The 21,022-nt window shown below is 73.6% G+C and carries 18 protein-coding genes; 10 read left to right on the top strand and 8 right to left on the bottom strand.

What is annotated here, in order from left to right:
- The first annotated feature begins 235 nt into the window (after window positions 1-235).
- From ACSMXO_RS33125 to ACSMXO_RS33115, 3 genes are all read left to right on the top strand, one after another.
- Complete coding sequence (locus ACSMXO_RS33125) at window positions 236-1,264, top strand: 6-phosphofructokinase (RefSeq protein ID WP_455415107.1); 1,029 nt, start codon at window positions 236-238, stop codon at window positions 1,262-1,264.
- 140 nt (window positions 1,265-1,404) lie between these two features.
- A complete protein-coding gene (proC, locus tag ACSMXO_RS33120; RefSeq protein WP_346257896.1) occupies window positions 1,405-2,223 on the top strand; it encodes a pyrroline-5-carboxylate reductase in 819 nt (272 codons plus the stop codon).
- A gap of 46 nt (window positions 2,224-2,269) precedes the next feature.
- Complete coding sequence (locus ACSMXO_RS33115) at window positions 2,270-2,620, top strand: DUF2203 domain-containing protein (protein ID WP_346257895.1); 351 nt, start codon at window positions 2,270-2,272, stop codon at window positions 2,618-2,620.
- A gap of 36 nt (window positions 2,621-2,656) precedes the next feature.
- Here ACSMXO_RS33115 and ACSMXO_RS33110 read toward each other — a convergent pair whose 3' ends face one another.
- The 4 genes from ACSMXO_RS33110 to ACSMXO_RS33095 all read right to left on the bottom strand — a co-directional run bounded on the left by ACSMXO_RS33110 (window position 2,657) and on the right by ACSMXO_RS33095 (window position 9,203).
- The gene (locus ACSMXO_RS33110) at window positions 2,657-3,340 is read right to left on the bottom strand and encodes a class F sortase (RefSeq protein WP_346257894.1); all 684 of its coding nucleotides are present in this window, start codon (window positions 3,338-3,340) and stop codon (window positions 2,657-2,659) included.
- Window positions 3,337-4,212 carry a DUF4397 domain-containing protein gene (locus ACSMXO_RS33105; RefSeq protein ID WP_455415106.1) on the bottom strand — a complete coding sequence of 292 codons (876 nt, stop codon included), beginning with the start codon at window positions 4,210-4,212 and terminating at the stop codon, window positions 3,337-3,339. Before ACSMXO_RS33105 ends, ACSMXO_RS33110 begins: the two co-directional genes overlap by 4 nt.
- A 220-nt stretch (window positions 4,213-4,432) precedes the next feature.
- Entirely contained in the window at window positions 4,433-5,332 is a 900-nt protein-coding gene (locus ACSMXO_RS33100; protein WP_455415105.1) for a hypothetical protein, read from the bottom strand.
- Between the two features lie 25 nt (window positions 5,333-5,357).
- On the bottom strand, window positions 5,358-9,203 hold the full coding sequence (locus tag ACSMXO_RS33095; protein ID WP_455415104.1) for a S8 family serine peptidase: 3,846 nt from the start codon (window positions 9,201-9,203) through the stop codon (window positions 5,358-5,360).
- A gap of 120 nt (window positions 9,204-9,323) precedes the next feature.
- Here ACSMXO_RS33095 and ACSMXO_RS33090 point away from each other — a divergent pair, with 120 nt between their 5' ends.
- Window positions 9,324-10,292 (top strand): TrmB family transcriptional regulator, encoded by a 969-nt coding sequence (locus ACSMXO_RS33090; RefSeq protein ID WP_346257890.1) that lies wholly within the window; start codon window positions 9,324-9,326, stop codon window positions 10,290-10,292.
- A gap of 15 nt (window positions 10,293-10,307) precedes the next feature.
- Here the strand turns inward: ACSMXO_RS33090 and ACSMXO_RS33085 are convergent, their stop codons facing one another.
- Window positions 10,308-10,799: a glutathione peroxidase gene (locus ACSMXO_RS33085; protein WP_346257889.1), complete on the bottom strand. Its 492-nt coding sequence runs from the start codon at window positions 10,797-10,799 to the stop codon at window positions 10,308-10,310.
- Window positions 10,800-11,099: 300 nt separating this feature from the next.
- On the opposite strand from ACSMXO_RS33085, the gene ACSMXO_RS33080 reads away from it, so the two are divergent.
- From ACSMXO_RS33080 to ACSMXO_RS33070, 3 genes are all read left to right on the top strand, one after another.
- Window positions 11,100-12,716, top strand: coding sequence for a glycosyl hydrolase family 18 protein (locus ACSMXO_RS33080; RefSeq protein ID WP_455415103.1), 1,617 nt, complete (start codon window positions 11,100-11,102; stop codon window positions 12,714-12,716).
- A 250-nt stretch (window positions 12,717-12,966) separates the two neighbouring features.
- Window positions 12,967-13,371: a hypothetical protein gene (locus ACSMXO_RS33075; RefSeq protein ID WP_455415102.1), complete on the top strand. Its 405-nt coding sequence runs from the start codon at window positions 12,967-12,969 to the stop codon at window positions 13,369-13,371.
- Between the two features lie 9 nt (window positions 13,372-13,380).
- Window positions 13,381-13,896, top strand: coding sequence for a 2'-5' RNA ligase family protein (locus ACSMXO_RS33070; RefSeq protein WP_346257886.1), 516 nt, complete (start codon window positions 13,381-13,383; stop codon window positions 13,894-13,896).
- 22 nt (window positions 13,897-13,918) lie between these two features.
- On the opposite strand, the gene ACSMXO_RS33065 is transcribed toward ACSMXO_RS33070, so the two are convergent.
- Together ACSMXO_RS33065 and ACSMXO_RS33060 are read right to left on the bottom strand one after the other, a co-directional pair.
- Window positions 13,919-14,578 carry a response regulator gene (locus ACSMXO_RS33065; RefSeq protein ID WP_455419371.1) on the bottom strand — a complete coding sequence of 220 codons (660 nt, stop codon included), beginning with the start codon at window positions 14,576-14,578 and terminating at the stop codon, window positions 13,919-13,921.
- A gap of 71 nt (window positions 14,579-14,649) precedes the next feature.
- Window positions 14,650-15,525, bottom strand: coding sequence for a sensor histidine kinase (locus ACSMXO_RS33060; protein WP_455419370.1), 876 nt, complete (start codon window positions 15,523-15,525; stop codon window positions 14,650-14,652).
- 161 nt (window positions 15,526-15,686) lie between these two features.
- Here ACSMXO_RS33060 and ACSMXO_RS33055 point away from each other — a divergent pair, with 161 nt between their 5' ends.
- The 3 genes from ACSMXO_RS33055 (at window position 15,687) to ACSMXO_RS33045 (ending at window position 20,040) form a co-directional block, all read left to right on the top strand.
- Complete coding sequence (locus ACSMXO_RS33055) at window positions 15,687-16,394, top strand: ABC transporter ATP-binding protein (protein ID WP_346257884.1); 708 nt, start codon at window positions 15,687-15,689, stop codon at window positions 16,392-16,394.
- Window positions 16,391-18,787, top strand: a complete 2,397-nt coding sequence (locus ACSMXO_RS33050) for an ABC transporter permease (protein WP_455415101.1) — start codon at window positions 16,391-16,393, stop codon at window positions 18,785-18,787. Before ACSMXO_RS33055 ends, ACSMXO_RS33050 begins: the two co-directional genes overlap by 4 nt.
- A 194-nt stretch (window positions 18,788-18,981) precedes the next feature.
- The gene (locus ACSMXO_RS33045) at window positions 18,982-20,040 is read left to right on the top strand and encodes a hypothetical protein (RefSeq protein WP_455415100.1); all 1,059 of its coding nucleotides are present in this window, start codon (window positions 18,982-18,984) and stop codon (window positions 20,038-20,040) included.
- Window positions 20,041-20,141: 101 nt separating this feature from the next.
- Here the strand turns inward: ACSMXO_RS33045 and ACSMXO_RS33040 are convergent, their stop codons facing one another.
- Entirely contained in the window at window positions 20,142-20,876 is a 735-nt protein-coding gene (locus ACSMXO_RS33040; protein ID WP_455415099.1) for an RICIN domain-containing protein, read from the bottom strand.
- Window positions 20,877-21,022: the final 146 nt, after the last annotated feature.

Genomic DNA, 21,022 nt, shown 5'->3' with positions numbered 1-21,022 from the left:
TCCGTCCGCTCCTCCGGGGCGGAGCGCCGGGCGGGCGAGTGCTCCGTTCACCCCGAAGACATCATCGGTTCAGCCACGCCGACGCTGCCCGGGGCGCGGTGGTCCGGTCCCGGGCGGGCGACTACAGTGCGCAATGACGGCCCGCCCCGGGCCGGCAACGACGCCGACGGTCTGACCTGACTTACACCCTGGGGCTTGACGGGCTCACTCGAAGCTCCTGGAGGAGAAGCAGATCATGCGTATCGGCGTGCTCACCGGTGGTGGTGACTGCCCGGGTCTGAACGCGGTGATCCGAGCGGTGGTGCGTAAGGGCGTCGCCAGCTACGACCACGAATTTGTCGGGTTCCGTGACGGTTGGCGCGGCCCGCTGGAGGGGCTGACCAAGCCGCTCGGCATCGCGGAGGTGCGGGGCATCCTGCCGCGCGGTGGCACCATCCTCGGCTCCTCCCGGACCAACCCCTTCAAGATCGAGGGCGGGGTCGAGCAGATCAAGACCAACCTGGCGCAGCAGGGCGTGGACGCGCTGGTGGCGATCGGCGGCGAGGACACCCTCGGCGTCGCCACCAAGCTGCACGAGCTCGGCGTCCAGGTGGTCGGTGTGCCGAAGACGATCGACAACGACCTGGGGGCCACCGACTACACCTTCGGGTTCGACACCGCGGTGAACATCGCGATGGAGGCGATCGACCGGCTGCACACCACCGCCGAGAGCCACCACCGCACCCTGGTCGTCGAGGTGATGGGCCGGCACGCCGGCTGGATCGCCCTGCACGCCGGTCTGGCCGGTGGCGCGAACGTGATCCTGCTGCCCGAGCGGCAGTTCGACGTCGACCAGGTGGCGACCTACGTCGAGAAGCGCTTCCAGAAGCAGTACGCCCCGATCGTGGTGGTCGCCGAGGGCGCCCAGCCGCTCGACGGTCAGATGGTGCTGCACAACCAGGAACTGGACGCCTTCGGGCACGTCCGGCTCGGTGGCATCGGGCAGTGGCTCGCCGGGCAGTTGGAGGCGAAGACCGGCAAGGAGGCCCGGACGGTCGTACTCGGGCACATCCAGCGCGGCGGCACCCCGACCGCGTTCGACCGGGTGCTCGCCACCCGGCTGGGCCTGCAGGCGATCGACGCCGTCAACGAGGGCGACTGGGGCAAGATGGTCGCCATGCAGGGCACCGACATCGTCCGGGTTCCGCTGGCCGAGGCGACCCGCGAGCTGAAGACCGTGCCGCTGGAGCGCTACACCGAGGCCGAGGTCTTCTTCGGTAGCTGACGACTCGTGGTGGTGGGGTGGCCGCCGCAGCCGGCTCCGAGCGGCCGGGCTCGATCTCTCCGCCGGGCGCGGCCGGTCACCCCCAGCCCGAGCGGCCGTCTGCCTGCGAGGGCTTGACGGCTTCCATCTGAGGAGGAGCGATGGCGCCGGGAGCGCACACCGTTGCCGTGATCGGCACCGGCAAGATCGGTGAACTGATGCTCTCCGGGCTGCTCCGGGCGGGCTGGCCGGGCGACCGGCTGCTGGCGACCACCCGGCGGCAGAGCCGCGCCGAGGAGATCGCCACCCGGTACGGCGTACGGGTGGTGGACAACCTGGCGGCGGTCGCCGAGGCGGACGTCCTCGCGGTGTCGGTCAAGCCGCAGGACGCCGGCGCGCTGCTCGACGAGATCGGCCCCAAGGTGCCGGCCGACAAGCTGGTCGTGTCGCTCTGCGCGGGGCTGCCGACGAACTTCTTCGCCCGGCGGCTGCCCGAGGGCACCCCGGTGATCCGGGTGATGACCAACACACCCGCCCTGGTCGACCAGGCGATGACGGCGATCTCCGCCGGGGTGCACGCTACCGCCGCGCACCTGGCACTCGCCGAGGAGATGTTCCGGCCGCTGGGCGCGACCATCCGGGTGCCGGAATCCCAGCAGGACGCGGTGACCGCGCTCTCCGGTTCCGGCCCGGCCTACTTCTACCTGCTGGTCGAGGCGATGGTCGACGCCGGCATCCTGCTCGGGCTGCCCCGCCAGGTGGCGCACGAGCTGATCGTGCAGACCGCCATCGGCTCGGCGGTGATGCTGCGCGACTCCGGCGAGCACCCGGTGAAGCTGCGCGAGGCGGTTACCTCGCCGGCCGGTACCACCATCTCGGCGATCCGGGAGCTGGAGAACCACGGCGTACGCGCGGCGCTGCTGGCCGCGCTGGAGGCGGCCCGGGACCGGGCGCGGGAGATCGCGGCGCAGAACGACTGAGCCGTACGTCCGGTCCGATCCGGGTTCGGGGCCCCATACTGTGCGCGTGTTCACCCTTGCCCAGGCACGTCACCTGATCGCGACGCTGCGCCCGCGGATCGACGAGCTGATCGTGCTCCGCGCCGACCTGGCCGAGCTGCGGGCCGACCTGACCGACCGGGGAACGAGCCCGCTCGGCGGGCTGGCCGAGGTCAAGGGCCTGGAGGCGCGGATCTTCGGCATCCTGGAGGAGCTGACCGGGCACGACATCCAGGTCAAGGGCTTCGCCCCGGTACTGCTCGACTTTCCCGGCGAGCGGGCCGGTCGGCAGGTGCTCTGGTGCTGGCTGGAGGGGGACAGCGACCTGCGGTGGTACCACCGGGTGGAGTGCGGCTTCTCGGGCCGGCGCCCGGTCTGACCCCACCGGCTTCGGCCGGCGGCGGTGGGTCGGGCCTCAGCCGGCGGCCGACTCGGGGATCACCACCGGCGCTTCGGCGACGGCGAAGACCACCAGGTTGTCCCGGTAGTGCCGGCTGGGCCGGTCGAAGGCGCCGCCACAGGTGATCAGCCGCAGTTCCGGGCCGGGGGTGGGGCCGTAGACGGCGTCGGTCGGAAACGCGTCCTTGGCGTGCCGGCTGGCCCCGGTCACCCGGAACGGGATCCACCGGTCGCCGCGCCGCACCTCGACCCGGTCGCCCGGGCGCAGCTCGGAGAGCCGGGCGAAGACCGCCGGTCCGGTGGTCGAGTCGACGTGCCCGGCCAGCACCGCCGGCCCGACGTCCCCGGGTGCGGTGCCGGCGGCGTACCAGCCGGCCTCGGCGAAGTCGCGGGGGGTGCCGAGCCGGCCGGACCGGTCCAGCCGGAGCCGGGTCAGGGCGGCGTCGACCCGGATCCGCGGGATGCGTACCCGGGTCGGTGCGCCGGTGGGTGCCCGGCGGCTGGCGTCGGCCGGGGTGCCGGGGCAGCCGTCCGGGCAGTCCGGCGCCCCGACCGGCTCCGGCAGCGCGACCGGTCCCGGCAGCGCGACCGGCAGCGGTGCCGGCACCGCGTCGCCGGTCAGCGCGACGCCGAGGCTCGCCCCGAGCACCGCGCAGAGCAGCAGGTTGACGCCGCCGGGCACGGCCCGGGCCGCGGTCACGGGTGCCGGCGGCGGCGCAGCGCGGACCTGACGGCCGCCGCGACGACGACCGCGCCGAGCGCGCCGACCGCGGCGAGCCCGAGCGGGTACGCCGGATCGTCCGGCCCGGCCGTGCCACCGGCCCCGGTGTCCACCCCGCCGTTCGGCACCACCACTCCGCCGCGCGCGTCGACCCGCAGTTCGGTGGTCAACCCGCCCGCCTTCGCGTCCAGCACCAGCAGCGAGTAGACGGTACCGTCCCGCAGCGACACGTCGGCCGTGGTCGCCGTCGCTCCGGTCGCCGACAGCCGCAGCGTCGACCGACCGGGCTCGACCTGGTGGTACGGCGTGGTGGTGGCGAAGGGTACGGCGTCGGCGATGCTCGGCCCGTCGGCGACCGCGACGTCGATCACGGGTGCCCGTACCGACGCCTGCACCACCCGTACCTTGGCCCGGCCCTCGGCGGGCGCCCTCAGGTCGTCGTCGAGCACCTTCAGACCGAGCTCGGCGTACCGGCCGACCCCGGCGACCGTGTACGCCTCGCCGGACCTCACCGACACGCTGGTGGTGAGTACCGGCGGATCGCTGGCCGGCGCGCCGGCCCGGCGCATCGCGACGGCGTACGGCCCGGTCGGCAGCGGCAGGTACGGCGACAGCACGCCGTACCCGACCGCCTTGAACACCTGCGGTTCGGTCGAGCCGCCGGCCGGGCCGAGGTAGACGTCGACGGCGGGTGTGTCCGGCGACAGGTGGGCCAGCCGGACGTAGCCGACGGTGGCCGTGGCACCGGCCGGACTGGCGACCGCGGTGGACAGGCCGAGGCCGAGGCCGAGGGCGGCGACCGCTGCGGCGATCCGCCGTACGGTCTGGACAGGTCGATCGAGGTGCTCCATCACGCCTCCTGGGATGTGGCGGGCAGGGTATCGGCCCGGTGGCCCGGAATATCGCACCCACCGTCCGTCCGGCTGGCGGTGGTCGCGAATGGATGTTCGGCGGGGCCGGGTGCGCCGGGGACAGGGTCCCGAAGACCCGGGGGAGGAGCAATCGCGCCACGCTAAGTGATCTAATCGTTACGTAGTGCCAGGACTGCTGCTCGAGCCTGGTCGGACCGGGTCAATTCCCCGGACGGGTGAGCTGCCGCTCGGCGAGGCGGCGGCGGAGCAGCGTCGCGCCGAGCCGGTAGCCGAACGCGGCATAGCCGAGGCCGCCGGCCAGGGCGGCGACGGAGGCCAGTTCGGGATACCCGGTCGGCACGCCGCCGCTGCCGACCGGGGACGCGGCGAGGGCGCCCCAGCCGATGGCGACGTGGCCGCTGATCGGCAAACCCGCCAGCAACAGCCCGAACACCAGGGCCGGCGGTCGCGGGGTGGAGAGGCTGACCGCGCCGCCGACCACGATCGACGCCAGCCCCCAGAGCACCAGTACGGCGAAGAGCCTCGACCAGGTGCCGAGCAGCGCGCCCAGCCCCACCCCGACCGCGGCGAGCAGCGGAAACATCGCGAGCCCGACGGCGATGGTCAGGCGTACCCCGGGATCGGCCAGCAGGTCGGGGTCGAAGGAGAGCCCGGCCGCCTCGACCCGGGCCCGGCTCGGCGGCGTGCCGAGGTCGGAGGCGGCCAGCGGGATACTCACCGCCGCGTTGAGCAGGGCCAGCAGCAGACCCGCACCGGCGGCCACGGTCAGCTTGCCGGGCAGTACCCGCCGAGGGTCGGGCGCCGCATCCGGGCCGACGAGTCGGGCCGGCGCGTAGTCGGCCAGCACCAGCGCGGCACCGAGCAGCAGGGCCAGCAGGTGCCCGACCAGGAACCCGGAGGTGGCGATCTGCACGCCGCCGGTGTAGTACCCGGCCAGGAGCTGGTCGTCGCCCTGCGGGTCGTAGTTGACCCAGAAGTCGTGGTAGCCCGCGTTGACCGGCATCAGCAGCACGACGGCGGCGACCAGCAGCACCGGGCCGCACCACAGCACGGGGCTGTGCAGCAGAACCCGGCACTCCCGGCCGACCGCCGCTCGCATCCATCCAGCGTCGCAGACCCGCGCCTCAGGTCAGACCGGTCACTCGCCAGGCTCGGACGACGGTCTGTTCGACACCGTTGCCGTCCCGGTCGACCGCGGTCACCCGGAGGGTGGCGAACCGCGCCCCGGCGGGGGCGGCCGGCAGGGTCGCCAGCACCTCCCGGCCGCCCCGGGTGGTCGCGTCCCGCCAGTGCGCCCCGTCGTCGTACGAGACCGCGACCCGCACCGTGAACCGGCCGGGTCCGGTCGCCCCGGGCTGGTAGCCGGGGCGCAGTACCAGCCGGTACGGCCGGTCGGCCCGGACCGTGTTGGCCAGGTCGGTCTCGATGTCGTAGCCGAGCTGGGGCAGCGGCAGTACCACCGGCCGGTCACCGTGCGGTCGCCCGGAGCGGAACGTCCAGGTCGTCGAGGTGGCGGTGGAGGTGGTCCACCAGGGCCGGCCGGCGAACGAGTCCCGGGCGACGTCGAGCCGGAGCTGATAGCGACCGGTGCGGCCCGGCACGGTGAACTGGGTGGCCGACGCGCTGCTCCGGCCGAGTACCCTGCCGTCCCGGCTCAGGGTCAGCTCGCTGCGGTCGGAGCGGCCGTCGACCCAGCCGTACGCGGTGGCGGCGCCGTCGGCGTACTGCGGGACGGCGACCCGGATCGCGTCGTACGCCCGGTTCACCGGCAGCCCGTACGCGTGGTCCGGAGTCACCGTCGCCGGCACGGCGGGCCGGGTCAGGGCCGGGAACCACACCTCCCGAACCCGTTCACCGGCCCGGTACGCCCGCAGTGGCCCCCACATCTGCCCCTGCGGGTTGCCGACCTGGTACGCCTCCAGGATTCCCGCGCTCCGCCAGGCGACGCCCCGGGTGCTGACGTGGTCGGTACGCCGGTGCGCGGCGGTGATGGTCCGGCTGAAGCCGAACCCGGTCGACACCCCGTCCGGGTAGCCGGCCCGGGTCTCCCGGGCCACCATCCCCGGCGCGTGCTGGTGGAACTCGGACTCCACGGTGGCCAGCGCGAGTTCGGCGGTGCGGTAGTGCAGGTCCTCCGGCACCCGACCCGACTCCGGCAGCAGCAGGTCGTAGCGGTACGGCGACCGGGCGAGGGCGTCCAGTGCGACCGTCGCCGGCCCGACCGCCAGCCGTTCCCGGAGCCGCTGTGCGACGACCGCCTCCACCCGGTACGCCGGCACCGGCGAGCCGTAGCCGTTGACCTCGTGGAAGCCCGGTATCGGCCCGGCCAGGAAGACCGCCCGCGCTCCGGCCGCACCCGCCGCCCGCAACTGCGCGACGCCGGGATCCTCCGCGCCGCCCTGGTCGAGCCGGATCAGCACCACCGCGTCCCGGGCGCCGGCCTTCGCCAGTTCGGCGGGCGTACCGTCGCCGCCGTCGACCAGCCGGGCGCTGCTCGGGCCGTCCAGCAGCGGTGCACCGTCGACCTTTCGCGGCTCCGGTACCGGGAAGCCGTCCGGGCCGGTCACCGTGGCGGTGAGAACCGGCGCGGCCAGGTCCCACCGGCTGAAGAACCGGAAGGTACCGGTCGACACCGGTCGGGTCGGCGCCGCGTAGACCCGGCGGATGGTGTCCAGGTTGAACGACTCGCCGGAGAGCAGCGACACCGCCGCCGTACCGCGCTGCCAGACCAGTGCGGCCTGGGTGGCCGTGGTCCGGTCCGGGGTGTCGATCCGGATCTCCCGGCCGCTCCGGGCGTCCTGCCGCACCGTCCGGTCCGCCTCGACGGTCAGCTCCGGCTCGGCGAGCAGTGTGGCGTCCTCGGGGAAGCCCGACGCCGACATGCTGAACATCCAGGTCGCCAGGGCGTAGCGGCCGGCCGGCAGCTCGACGGTGGCGGGCTGCCCGCCGAGGAAGTGCGCCCAGTGCTCCTCTCCGGTGTCCAGGTTGAACAGTTGGGACCGGCTGTAGAAGTCGGCCGGCGGCCGACCCTGGCGGTCCACCGCCTCGATGGTCAGCGTCCGGGTCGGCGGCACGACGTGGAACCCGATCGGGGTACGCAGCTCGGCGCCGCCGCCCCGGGCGGTCAGTACCCCGGCGTACAGGTTCGGGGCGGTACGGGTCGGGTCGAGCCGGACGACCGCGCTGGCCCGCCCGCCGGCCGGTACGGTCAGCCGGGCCGGCGAGACGCCGACGACCGCCCGCCGCTGGTCGGCGCCGAGGTCGCGGACCTCGGCGGAGAGGGTGAGGGTGACCGGCCGGCGACCGGGGTTCGTGAAGCCGACGGTGGCGCTCCGGGCCGGCGTACCGGCCGGGACCCGGCCCAGGGCGAGCGTCGCGGTGTCGACGGTGACCGGCTGGCTCAGGGCCTCGGCGACGTCCACCCGGCCGGCGCCCTGGGCCCAGACCGGGGTGTCCCGGTTCTCGACGGCGCTGCCGACCAGGGCCGCCTTGAGCTGGTCGGCCCGCCAGTCCGGGTGCCGCTGGGCGAGCAGTGCCGCCGCCCCGGCGACGTGCGGAGCGGCCATCGAGGTACCGGACATCGAGGTGTGGCCCGCGTCGACCACCTCGCCGAGGGTGGTCCCGGCGGCGCGGGCCGCCACGATGCCGACCCCGGGGGCGGTGATCTCCGGCTTGACCGCACCGTCGCCGAGTCGCGGGCCACGGCTGGAGAAGTCGGCGATCCGGTCCCGGCCGTCGACCGCGCCCACGGTCAGCGCCCGGTCCGCCGTGCCGGGCGTGCTGACTGTCCGCCGGCCGGGGCCGGCGTTGCCGGCGCTGACCACGAAGAGCGCGCCGGAGCTGGCGGAGAGTGCGTCGAGCGCCTCGGTGACCGGGTCCGGTCCCTCGGCGGCCGGGCCGCCGAGGCTGAGGTTGACCACCCGGGCGCCCTGGCGCACCGCCCACTCCATGCCGGCGATCACCCCGGAGAGGTCTCCGGACCCGTGGTCGTCGAGCACCTTGCCGATCAGCAGCCGGGCACCGGGCGCGACTCCCTTGCCACCCGGCCCGGTGCCGCCGGAACCCCCGGCGTCCCGCCGGTCGCCGGTCCGACCGGTGGTGCCGGCGCCCGCGATGGTGGCGGCGACGTGAGTACCGTGCCCGACCCGGTCGGTGGTGTCGGGCGTACCGGTGAAGCTGGCCGCCGCGTCGACCCGGCCGGCGAGGTCGGGATGGCCGGGGTCGTAGCCGCTGTCCAGGACGGCGACCTTCACGCCCCGGCCGTCGTACCCGGACCGCCACGCCTGCGGGGCGCCGATCTGCGGCACGCTCTCGGCCAGGTCGGCGCTGACCCGCCGGTCCAGCCACAGCCTGCCGAACCCGCTCGCCAGGGTGCCGGCCCCGGCCACCGCGGGGCCGGCCGTCGACCGGTTGCCGGCACCGCCGGTCACGGCGGACCAGAAGTCGGCGGCCCGGGACTTCTCCGTGCCGACCGCGATCGCCCCGATGCTGGGCAGTTCCCGGTGCCGGGTGGCGCCGGCCGGGGTCGCCGGTGCGGTGGCCCGCAGTCCCGGTCCGGCGGGGGCGCCGGTGAGCAGCAGCGGCAGGGTGGACCGGGCCGCGTCGGAGTAGCCCTCGGCCACCAGGTCGGTGACGTTGAACAGGGCCGGGTCCACCCGCCCGGCGGTGACCAGCGGGAGCGCCTCGTACGGCGTGACGTGCAGGTCACCGTCGCGTTCGGAGAGTTGGAAGCCGAGCCCCTTCCGGGGGCCCCGGTCGTCCACCTCGGCGACCTGCCGACCGTCCGCAAAGGTGCTGAGCCGGACGACTTCCCCGGTGACCAGGGTGACGGTGTGCACCGCCGCCGGTCCGGAGCGGACCGCTGGCGCGACTGCGCCACCGTACGGCCCGGCGGCGGCCGGTGGGGCCCCGGCGGCCAGGATGGCGACGGCGACCGCGAACGCGACGACCGTACGTGGTGACTTGACCACGAAAGCTCCCTTGACGTGCTGCTAGATCATCGGGCAGCGTCACACTTCGTCACCAGGCCGGTAAAGGATCCGGAGTGAGCGCAACTGCGCCATGACCTAGATGCGCCAGGAGGTTCGGTCGTGCTGAAGTTCGCCGGGCTGAGCGCGGTGGAGGAGTCGGCGTATCTGGCGCTGATCCGGCAGGGCGGCGCCCGGCTGGTCGACCTCGCGGACCGGCTAGGGCTGTCGGAGGCACGGGTACGCCGGGTGGTCGGCGTACTCGAACGCGAGGGCTTCGTGCACCGCACCCCGCCACCGGCCGACCGGGTCGTACCCGTGCCGCCCGACCTCGCCGTCGAGCACCTGATCCGGCGCCGGTACGCGGAACTGGAACTGACCCGGGAGGCGGCGCACCGGCTCGCCGCCGAGGCGCAGGGGCGGGCGAGCAACCGGCGTACCGAAGAGCTGATCGAGATCGTCTCGGGGCGGGCAGCGGTCGGCCGGGCCTTCGAGCGGGTGCAGCGCAGCGCGCGGCAGGAGATGCGGGTGCTGGTGGCGCCCCCGTACGCGATCCCGACCTCGGTGAACACCACCCAGCTCGACCGGGAGGCCGCCGGGGTGACCTACCGGGCGGTCTACGACAGCAGCGCGCTGGACGACCCCGAGTTCGCGGCCAGCGTGGCCGCGCACATCCGCGCGGGTGAACTGGCCCGACTCGCCGTCGCGCTCCCCACCAAGCTGGCGGTCGCGGACCGCACCCTGGCGCTGCTGCCGTTGGCCTGGACCGCGTCGGCGCACAACGCCGCGTTGCTGGTGCACCCGTGCGGCCTGCTGGACGCCCTGGTGGCGCTCTTCGAGACGCTGTGGACCCAGGCGACACCGCTGTCGGCGGCCGGGCCCGAGCGGGTGTCGACGGCGGTGGGCATCACCGCCGAGGACCGGCACCTGCTCTCGCTGCTGGTGGCGGGCCTGACCGACGAGGCGGCCGGCGCCCGGCTCGGGATCAGCCGCCGCACCGTCGTACGCCGGGTGCAGGTGCTGATGGAGCGCACCAACTCCCGCTCCCGGCTCCAGCTCGGCTGGCAGGCCCACGAACGCGGCTGGCTCTGACGCCCGACGCCCCTACTACCTCGGCAGTACCCGCTCGATGGCGGCGGTGATCTCCGGCGACTCCGGCTCGACCTGCGGCGCGAACCGGGCGACCGCGATGCCGTCCGGGCCGACCAGGAACTTCTCGAAGTTCCACCGGATGTCGCCGGAGTGTCCACCGGGATCCGCCGTGTCGACCAGCGCGGCGTAGAGCGGGTGCCGGCCGGGTCCGTTCACGTCGATCTTCTCGGTCATCGGGAAGGTCGCCCCGAAGGTGGAGCGGGCGAACTCGGCGATCTCGGCCGGGGTGCCCGGCTCCTGGTCGGCGAACTGGTTGCTGGGTACGCCGAGCACGATCAGCCCGCGGTCCGCGTACCTCTGGTGCAGGGTCTGTAGCCCGGCGTACTGCGGGGTCAGCCCGCACTTGGAGGCGAGGTTGACCACCAGCATGGCGTTGCCCCGGAACTGCTCCAGGCCGACGAACCCGTCGCCGGTGAGCGCTCCGATCTGGACGTCGAAGACGCTCACCTGATGTCCCCGCGCCGGTTGTCGTCGCGTCCCGCTCGCCGTTCCCGACTGGCATTCACTTTCCGCTCGGTCATGGCCCAGAGGCTACCGGGCGCCGCCGTCCGCAGGATCACTTCCCACCCACTTGCCCGCCACCGCCCCGGCAGCCGTCGCTCGGCCGCCGGTCGCCCGTCCGTTCCGTGGTGGCGCCCGGGTCCCGCGTACCGAATCGAAATATGGACATCTTGACGAAGCGGTGAACTGCTGAGTAGCGTCGCCTCACTATCTGGAAAGTTTCCTATCAATAAGGGAGACGCCACCATGAGGAGATCCATCCGCCGGGCGCTGTGGGCCGGCGTCGCGGCCGCGGTGGCCGTCGCCGTGGTCCCGATCACCGCGGCCCTCGGCGCCGGCAGCCTGACCACCAGCTTTGCCGCCACCTCCGACTGGGGCTCCGGCCACGAGGTCAGGGTCACCGTCACCAACGGCACCGACGCGCCGGTCGCCACCTGGCGGGTCGAGTTCGACCTGCCGGCCGGTACCACCATCAGCAGTTCCTGGGACGCCGACCTCACCCGCAGCGGCAACCGCTACGTGGCGGTGCAGAAGAGCTGGGCCGGCGCGCTGGCCCCGGGCGCCTCGGCGACCTGGGGTTACATCGGCAGCGGTGGCTACCGGGCCCCGGCGAACTGCACCGTCAACGGCGGCGCCTGCGGCGGTGGCGGCACTCCCAGCCCGACCCCCACCACGCCCCGGCCGACCGTGAGCCCGACCCCCACCCCGACCACCCCGCCGACCACCACCCCGCCGCCGAACCCGGGCGCGCAGAAGGTGGTCGGCTACTTCGCCCAGTGGGGCGTCTACCAGCGGGCGTACCACGTCAAGAACATCCACACCAGCGGCTCGGCCGCCAAGCTGACCCACATCCTGTACGCCTTCGGCAACACCACCGGCGGCCGGTGCACCATCGGCGACAGCTACGCCGACTACGACCGGGCGTACTCGGCGGCGGAGAGCGTGGACGGGGTCGCCGACACCTGGGACGCGGGCGCGCTGCGCGGCAGCTTCAACCAGCTCCGCAAGCTCAAGCGGATGTACCCGCACCTTAAGGTGATCTGGTCGTTCGGCGGCTGGACCTGGTCCGGCGGCTTCACCCAGGCCGCGCAGAACCCGGCCGCGTTCGCCGAGTCCTGCTACAACCTGGTCGAGGACCCGCGCTGGGCCGATGTCTTCGACGGCATCGACATCGACTGGGAGTACCCGAACGCCTGCGGCCTGACCTGTGACGCCAGCGGCCCGAATGCGTTCAAGAACCTGATCTCCGCGCTGCGTGGCCGGTTCGGCTCGTCGAACCTGGTCACCGCCGCGATCACCGCGGACGGCAGCAACGGCGGCAAGATCGACGCGGCCGACTACGCCGGTGCGATCAACAACCTCAACTGGCTGATGCCGATGACGTACGACTACTTCGGCGCCTTCGCCGCGCAGGGCCCCACGGCTCCGCACTCGCCGCTGACCTCGTACGCCGGGATTCCGCAGCAGGGCTTCTGGTCCGACGCGGCGATCCAGAAGCTCAAGAGCAAGGGCATCCCGGCCAGCAAGCTGCTGCTCGGCATCGGCTTCTACGGCCGGGGCTGGACCGGGGTCACCCAGGCCACCCCGGGCGGTACGGCCACCGGGGCGGCACCGGGCACCTACGAGGCGGGCATCGAGGACTACAAGGTACTCAAGAACACCTGCCCGGCCACCGGCACCATCGCCGGCACGGCGTACGCGAAGTGCGGCAGCAACTGGTGGAGCTACGACACCCCGGCCACCATCGGCGGCAAGATGTCGTACGCCAAGAGCCAGGGGCTGGGCGGCGCGTTCTTCTGGGAACTCTCCGGCGACACCAGCAACGGTGAACTCATCACGGCGGTCGCCAACGGTCTGCGATAGGCAGCCGGAGCCGCCGCCGGACGACCTTCCGGGGGCGGGTGGCGGGGGCCGACTCCGGCGGGACACGGAGTCAGCCCCCGCTCGCCCGGAACTGTCGGTCGGACACCGTAGTGATCGCCACCGGAACGGCGGTGCCACCAGGACCGAATCCTTTTCACATGGTGCCAAGGGGACCGAGTCGGCGGTTTTCCCGATGTCCTGCCGGGCACGGTGGTGGGGCGCGACACCGCGCGTGACGGGCGGAGGGGCGATGCCGACGGGGCCGAACAGCGGCGAGTGGGGACATTCGGGGGCCACCGGATGGGTGACGCGCTGGGTGCTGGGCACCGCGATCGGGCAGGCCGTCTTCACCGGGACCGTACGCCTCGTGCTGGCGGTGCTGATGGGCGCCGCACTCGGCGGCCTGGCGGTCTGGTTGGTGTTGCGTCGTCGCCCCACCCCGCAGCGGTCCGCCGCCGAACGGGTACGGCCACGCTTCTCGCCCCGGGCCGACCGCCCCAGGCGTCCGGCTCCGGAGCATGTCGCTGTGCAGCGTCCGGGTTCCGGTCGGCAGCCCGCAGCGCGGGTGACCGTCGACGGGGGGCGCCGGCGCTCCCACCGCTCGCCCGGGGTCGCCCCGGTAATTGGTATGGGTGGGCGAACGCCCGGCCCCTAAGGTGGTCGGGTGGTCGCCGCCCTGGAGTTGTATCTCGACACCGACGCCACCCGACGGATCCGAGTGCTCTGGGACGCCCTGGAATCCGAGGGTGTGCAGAGCCTCCGCTCGTTGCTCGGTCAGCGGCACCGCCCACACGTCTCTCTGGCCGTCGCTGCCCAGCTCGATCCGGAACAGGTCGCCGAGGCACTGGCCGGGACGGTGGTGGCCGCGCCGCTGCGGCTCTCCTTCCAGTACGCCGGCCAGTTCGTCGGCCGGGTGCTCTGGCTCGGCCCGACTCCCACCCCGGAGCTGCTGGCCCACCAGGCGCTGGTGCACGAGCGGCTGACCCGGGCCGACGTGCCGGTCAGTGAGCTATACCGCCCCGGCCGCTGGGTGCCGCACTGCACCCTCTCGATGCGGGTGCCGAACACCCTGATGGCGGCGGCGGTGCGGCGCTGCCTGGAGGTGCTGCCGGTCGAGGCGACCGTGGTCGGCGCGGCGGTCGTCGACCACGCCCGGGACATCGTCCGCCCGCTGTCCTGACCGGCGGACGAGTGCGCGCCGATCAGCCGGTCGGGTCGCCGGGCGCGACGAGCCCGGTCTCGTAGGCCAGCACCACGGCCTGGGCACGGTCCCGGAGGCCGAGCTTGGCGAAGATCCGGGCGACGTGGGTCTTCACCGTCGCCTCGCTCAGGGTCAGCCGGTGCGCCAGCTCGGCGTTGGACAGCCCGCGACCCAGCAGGGCCAGCACCTCCCGCTCCCGGGGCGTCAGCGCCGCGAGTTCCCGCTGCCCGGCCGCCCGCCCGCTCCGGCCGGGATCACCGGCGCCCCGGCCGGGGTCGGTGGTGCCGCGTGCCGGGTCGGTGGTGGCGAACCGCTCCACCAGGCGCCGGGTGATGGACGGGGCCAGCAGGGCGTCGCCGGTGTTGACCAGCCGAACGGCGGCGGCCAGGTGTTCCGGGGTGACGTCCTTGAGCAGGAAGCCGCTGGCTCCGGCGGCCAGCGCGGCGTAGACGTACCGGTCCAGGTCGAAGGTGGTCAGCATGATCACCCGACAGTCCGGGGACCGCGCCAGGATCCGCCGGGCCGCCTGGAGGCCGTCCATGTTCGGCATCCGGATGTCCAGCAGTACGACGTCCGGCCGCAGCTCGTGCGCCGCCGCCACCGCCTCGACCCCGTCGGCGGCCTCGCCCACCACGTCCAGGCCGCGTGCGGTCAGGATCATCCGGAACCCGGTCCGGACCAGCGCCTGGTCGTCGACGATCAGTACCCGGGGCGCCGGCTCCCCGGCCGCCGTCACGGTCGGTCCAGCGGGATGCGGGCGCGGACCCGGTAACCGCCGCCGAGCCGGCGCCGGGCGTCCAGGTCGCCGCCGTAGACCGCGACCCGCTGGCGCAGCCCCAGCAGGCCCCGTCCGGCGCCGGACTCCCCGCCCGGTGCGGAGCCGCCGGATCCTGTCCGCTCGGCTGTGGACTGCCCACCCGGGGACCGCCCGCCGGAGGAGGCACCCGGGGACCGCCCGCCGGAGAGCACGCTCGGGCCGCTGTTGAGCACCTCCACCCGCAGATAGTTGTGCGCGTACCTGATGGTCACCTCGGCCTTCTCCCCGTCGCCGTGCCGCAGCGCGTTGGTCAGCGCCTCCTGCACGATCCGGTACGCGGTCAGGTCGATCCCGGGCGGCAGCGGGCGCGGCTGCCCGGAGATGCGTACCTCGACGGGCAGCCCGGCGAAGGCGATCCGGTCGACCAGCGGGCCGAGCCGACCCAGTCCGGGTTGCGGGTCCAGCCCCGACCGGTCGGCGACGGTGTCCGACCCGTCCGGGGCCGGTGCCAGCAGGCCCAGCAGGTGCCGCAGCTCGGTCATCGCGTCCCGGCCGGCGGTCTCGACCGCGCGCAGCGCCGCGGCGGCCTCGTCCGGCATGCTGGCCAGCACCTCCCGGGCCGCCCCGGCCTGCACCACCATCAGGCTCACGTTGTGGCTGACGATGTCGTGCAGCTCCCGGGCGATCCGGGCCCGCTCCGCCTCGACCGCGACCCGGGCGGCGCCCTCCCGTTCCCGCTCCAGCAGCCAACTCCGCTCGCCGAGCGCCCGGTGGTGCCGTCGGCGGGCCCGGACCAGCGCCACCGCCAGCCACCCTACGGTCACGCCGGCCGCCGCGAGCGCGGCGAGCAGCCAGACCGTCCAGGTTTCCCCCACGCGACCACCTTCGCAGTACCCGGCACGATCCGCGTCATCCCCGGGCAGCAACGGCGTACATCCCCAGGATGACCCGGCCGGACGTTACCTCCCCGGGCTGATGCCCACCCCGGCCCGCCCTGCCTAGGTTGGTCGCCATGACCAGCGCAGACAGCACACCGGACGTCGTCGTGCGACTGACCGACGTGCGCAAGGAGTACGGCGACACCACCGCCCTGGCCGGGGTGTCGCTGCAGATCCGGGCCGGCGAGGCGGTCGCCGTGATGGGGCCGTCCGGCTGCGGCAAGTCGACCATGCTGAACATGGTCGCCGGGCTCGACCGGCCCACCTCCGGGGACGTCGTCGTGCACGGCGAGGACCTGGGCCGGCTCGACGAGACCGGCCGGGCGCTGTTCCGGCGCCGCCGGATCGGCATGATCTTCCAGTTCTTCAACCTGCTCGACGACCTGCCGGCGCTGGACAACGTCGCGCTGGCCGCGCAGCTCATCGGGGTACCGGCCCGGCAGGCGCGCAGGCGGGCGCTGGAACTCCTCGACGAACTCGGCATCGCCGACCGGCGCAACGTCTATCCGGCCGCGCTCAGCGGCGGGGAGCGGCAGCGGGTGGCGGTGGCCCGGGCACTGATGAACCGGCCCGCCCTGCTGCTCGCCGACGAGCCGACCGGCGCACTGGACAGCTCGGCCGGCGAGCAGGTGGTGGACCTGCTGCTCGACCTCAACCAGATCGGCCAGACGCTGCTGCTGGTCACCCATGACGAGCGGCTGGCGACCCGGTGCGCCAGCCGGCTGGTCGAGCTGGCCGACGGCCGGGTGGCCGGCGAACGCAGCCTGGAGCGGGCGGCATGACCGGGTCGGGGCAGCCGTACCGGGGGCGCGGTACCGGCGCGGTGTGGCGGGCCGCCCGGGCCGCCGTACGGCGCCGCAAACTCCAGACCGTCGTGATCGGGCTGGTACTGCTCTTCTCTGCCGCCACCACCGTGATGGCGCTGGGCCTGCTGGTCGCCTCCAGCGCCCCGTTCGACGACGCCTTCGCCCGGCAGCGCGGCGCGCACGTCGTGGCGGCGTACGACTCCGCGCTGGTCACCGGGGCGCAGCTCGAACAGGCCGCCCGGCGGCCCGGTGTGGAGGCGGTCGCCGGCCCCTTCGCGCAGGCCGTCCTGGAGGTGCCGCTGACGGCTCCCGGACTGTCCGGCGGGCCGCTCAACGTGGTGGGTCGGGCGGACCCGGCCGGTCCGGTGGACCGGGTGGACCTCTGGGCGGGGCGCTGGCCGAGCGCGCCCGGGGAGATCGTGCTGAACGACACGCCGCCGCCGGCGGACCTGGCGGGCTTCGGGCCGGAACGCTGGCAGCCGCCGATCCTCGGCAGCACCGCCAAGGTCCCCGGGGGGCCGACGCTGACCGTCGTCGGCATGGCGTACAGCCTGGGCCGGACCGCCGACGCCTGGGTCACCCCGGAGCAGGTCCAGGCGTTCCGGCCGTCCTCGACCCAGATGCTCTACCGGTTCACCTCGGCCGGCACAGACGACGAGATCGAGGCCGAGCTGGCCGCGGTCACCGAGGGACTGCCGGCGGACGCCCTGCTCGCCACCCAGTCGTACCTGCTGGTCAAGAAGGCGGTCGCGGCCGAGCCGGGGGTGTTCGTGCCGTTCCTGATGGTCTTCGGGATTCTCGGGCTGGTGGCGGCGGTGCTGATCGTCGCGAACGTGGTCAGCGGGGCGGTGGTCTCCGGCTTCCGGCACATCGGGATCCTCAAGGCGCTCGGCTTCACCCCGGGGCAGGTGCTCGCGGTCTATCTGGTGATGGTCAGCGTGCCTGCGGTGGTCGGGTGCGCGCTCGGCACCGTGCTGGGCAACGTCGGGGCGCGGCCGCTGCTGGACATCGCGTTCCAGGGGATGGGCTTCGGACCGGTCGGGATCAGTCCGCTGGTGAGCGTGGCGACGCTGCTCGGGATGCCGGTCGTGGTGGTACTCGCCGCGCTCGTCCCGGCGTTGCGGGCCCGCCGGCTCTCCGCGGTCGAGGCGATCAGCGCCGGCAGCGCGCCCCGGGTCGGGCGCGGGCTGCGGGTGCAGCGCTGGCTCGGCGGTACCCGGTTGCCCCGCGCCGTCAGCCTCGGCCTCGGCCTGCCGTTCGCCCGGCCGGGCCGGACCGCGCTGACCATGTCGGCGGTGCTGCTCGGGGTGACCACGGTGACCTTCGCGACCGGCCTGACCAGCACGGTCACCCGGTACGCCGACGCCACCGACGGGAACGACCACGTCGGGGTACGCGCGACCGACCCCGAACGGAGCGACCTCCGGCCCCCGTCGTCGCTGACCGACCCGCAGATCGAGGCGCTGCTGCGAACGCTGCCCGGCACCAAGCGGGTGACCGTCAACCTGACCCTCGACTTCTCGCTGGTCGGCTCCGCCCAGCCGGTCGGGGTCAACTTCCTGCGCGGCGACGTGCAGACCCAGGGCTATCGGGAACAGGTGGTCGAGGGGCGCTGGCTGGCCGGCCCGGACGAGGTGGTCGCCCCGTCGGAGTGGTTGGGGGAGCGCGGCCTGGCCGTCGGCGACCGGATCGCGCTGGAGGCCGACGGCCGGCGGAGCACGGCCACCATCGTCGGCGAGACGATGGGCGGCGCACCCGGGCCGCCCGGGCTGCTCGCCGACTGGTCGGCGGTCGCCCGGCTCGCCCCGGCACACCAGCTCGGCAACCACGAGCTGCTCTATCAGATCCAGCTCGCGCCCGGCACCGACGTGCGGGCGTACACCGCGGCGGTGCAGGCGGCCGACCCGGGCCTGGACGCCTGGGACAACGGCGGTACCGACAGCTTCACCGTGGCGGCGGTCAGCCTCGCGGTGGTGGTCACCCTGATGCTGGGGATCGTCACGGCGCTCGCCGTGTTCAACACGGTGGTGCTGAATACCCGGGAACGCCGCCGCGACCTCGGGATGCTCAAGTCGATCGGGATGACCCCGAGGCAGGTGACGGCGATGATGGTGACCTCGATGGCGGTGCTGGGCACGCTCGGCGGACTGCTCGGCATCCCGGTCGGGATCGTCGCGCATCGCCTGGTCGTGCCGATCGCGTCCGGCGCGGCGCAGATCCGGGTACCGGACTCGTTGATCAACGTCTGGGAGGCGCCGCTGCTCGGCGTACTGGCGCTGGCCGGGGCGGCGATCGCGATGCTGGGGGCGCTGCTGCCGGCCCGCTCGGCGGCCCGACTGCCGATCGCCGAGGTGCTGCACAACGAGTGACACCGGTCGGGGCAAGGCACTTCGCCGGGCGGACGTGCCGGTGGCACGGCGACGGCTGGGCCACCGGTCGGCGGTGCGGTGCAGCCAATCCGTCGACTGCGCTCAAATCGCTCGTCCCCAGTTGGACATGTGCCGGCCGATGTCGATCGCGTAGATTGCCCGCGGTCTATCCAATCTCGACCGTGGGAGGACACATGCCTGATCGGTTCAGGACCGCCGGGAGATCCCTGGCGGCGGCCGTACTGGTGCCGGCGCTGGTGGCCGTGGGGCTGGCGGCGCCGGCACCGGCCAGCGCGGCGGCGAGCCGGGCGGAGTTGGCGCTGCGTTGGGCCCCGATCCACTACCAGGACGTCGACGCGACCGGCAGCCACGCGCTCGGCGGCCGGTCCGACTACCTCACCGGGGTCGACTTCGACGGCGACCTGAGCGGGCGGAACAACTGGGACAGCGCGGGGCAGTCCGGCGCCTCGTTCGCCGCCCAGGCGTACTACTCGGTGCTGGAGACCAGCACGCACTGGTACATCACGTACCTGTTCTTCCACCCCCGGGACTGGACCGACCACCCGTTCTTCGAGACCGAGCACGAGAACGACGGCGAGGGCATCATGGTCGCCGTCGAGCGGGACGGCTCGGACTACGGCGTGCTGCGCGGGGCGGTGAGCGTGGCGCACAGTGACTTCTACTCCTACACCCCGGCCGGGAGCACCTGGACCGGCGGGCGGGAGAACGTCGACGGCACGTTGCAGACGCAGTCGTCGCCGCACGACTCGTACCCGCACCCGGTGACCGCGCAGGAGGCGCAGGGGCACGGGCTGAAGGCGTACCCGCAGTACAACATCAACGGGGACGGCATCGTCTACTACCCGTCGACGGTGGCCGAGACGCCGAGCAACGGCAACGACCGGGACGTCCGATACAAGCTCGTGGACATCTTCGCCTCCGGTGGGCTCTGGGCGCAGCGGGCCAACGCCAACCTCTTCGCCAACCTCGGCACCTTCGCCGGGGACAATTCCGGCGACTGCGGCGTCGGCACCTATTCCTGCTCGACCAACTCGGCGAACGCGCCGTGGGGCTGGGACGACGGCAACGACCTGCCGGGCCGGGGCGAGATCGCCACCGACTCGGCGAAGCTGGTCGCCGAGTACTTCACGATCCCGGGCAGCCTGTCGCGGGCGTACACCTACAACCCGTACGCCAGTGCGGCGGCGGCGTTGCGGGAGGCGGCGAAGACCGCGCCACCGGTCGTCGACTGAGCCGGGCGGTGGGGCAGCCGGGGTTCCGGCTGCCCCACCGTCGGCGCCGATCGGCTGATCGGCCCGGTCGCCACCGTCACCGGTCGATCGCCGCCGCCGTGCTAGCCGATGATCACTGGAGTGGGATCGTAGATCTTCCACATCTGGTTGAAGGCGTTCCAGTCGGTGGTGGCCGAGATGCAGTTCCACTGCTGCAACACCGCCTGCTGGGCGGGCTGGCCGGACGGCGCGGCGGCGTCCAGGCACATGCCGGTCTCGCGGTTCTTGATGAGCACGAACCAGGAGCCGAAGCACTGCCCCGTACAGGGCTTGTGGAAGACCTCCTGGGTGAACCATTCGCCCGGGGTGTAGCCGGCGGAGCAGTGCGGAAACTGGATGATCGGCGTGCCGTTGTCGTAGAACCCGGCACGCCAGTCGAGCATCAGGCACTGACCGGAGTGCCGAGCCCTGATCCGGAAGAAACCGCCCCCGCTGTCGAGCAGGTCGAACTCCTGCGAGGCGCTGGTGTTGTCCGGCCAGAGGAAAACCCCCTGATGGGTCGCCGTGGAGGCCCACATCACGTCGGCGCGAAGAGTGCCGTAGCCGCTCACGAGCTCTCTGCGGTTGGTGTCCGCGTACGCGGGCGTGGGCGCGATCATCACGATGGACGCGACCACCAGGGCCATCGCGACGGCGAGGCCCCGCAGGACGGCGCTCGTCCCGTGCCACCCGCGCCCCACGGGTCGCGACCGGTGCAGCAGATCTCCGAGCCTGCCGGGCCGGCTGACCGTCCTGCTGAGGCGTGATCTGGCGGGCTCGTCGTCCGGGTCGAACGAGGGTAATCCAATGCTGAGCATGCTTCCTCCAACCGGGAACGCGAGAGTGGGACGCGGCGGCGCCACCGGCATGGGTGGCGGTCCACCTGCGCCCCACTGTCCGGCGCCGACCGGTTGTCCGGCGGGATCCCGACCGAATCCGGACAGGACCCCGCCTGGCAGCCGAC

The organism is Plantactinospora sp. DSM 117369 (assembly GCF_053764795.1).
Note: the sequence above shows the minus strand (reverse complement) of the source record. Positions and strands in the feature narration are given on the sequence as shown.

Coding starts and splice junctions, on each gene's coding strand:
- ACSMXO_RS33125 (WP_455415107.1), top strand. CDS start 236: ATGCGTATCGGCGTGCTCACCGGTGGTGGTGACTGCCCGGGTCTGAAC.
- proC (WP_346257896.1), top strand. CDS start 1,405: ATGGCGCCGGGAGCGCACACCGTTGCCGTGATCGGCACCGGCAAGATC.
- ACSMXO_RS33105 (WP_455415106.1), bottom strand. CDS start 4,212: ATGGAGCACCTCGATCGACCTGTCCAGACCGTACGGCGGATCGCCGCA.
- ACSMXO_RS33100 (WP_455415105.1), bottom strand. CDS start 5,332: ATGCGAGCGGCGGTCGGCCGGGAGTGCCGGGTTCTGCTGCACAGCCCC.
- ACSMXO_RS33080 (WP_455415103.1), top strand. CDS start 11,100: ATGAGGAGATCCATCCGCCGGGCGCTGTGGGCCGGCGTCGCGGCCGCG.
- ACSMXO_RS33075 (WP_455415102.1), top strand. CDS start 12,967: ATGCCGACGGGGCCGAACAGCGGCGAGTGGGGACATTCGGGGGCCACC.
- ACSMXO_RS33065 (WP_455419371.1), bottom strand. CDS start 14,578: ATGATCCTGACCGCACGCGGCCTGGACGTGGTGGGCGAGGCCGCCGAC.
- ACSMXO_RS33055 (WP_346257884.1), top strand. CDS start 15,687: ATGACCAGCGCAGACAGCACACCGGACGTCGTCGTGCGACTGACCGAC.
- ACSMXO_RS33050 (WP_455415101.1), top strand. CDS start 16,391: ATGACCGGGTCGGGGCAGCCGTACCGGGGGCGCGGTACCGGCGCGGTG.
- ACSMXO_RS33045 (WP_455415100.1), top strand. CDS start 18,982: ATGCCTGATCGGTTCAGGACCGCCGGGAGATCCCTGGCGGCGGCCGTA.
- ACSMXO_RS33040 (WP_455415099.1), bottom strand. CDS start 20,876: ATGCTCAGCATTGGATTACCCTCGTTCGACCCGGACGACGAGCCCGCC.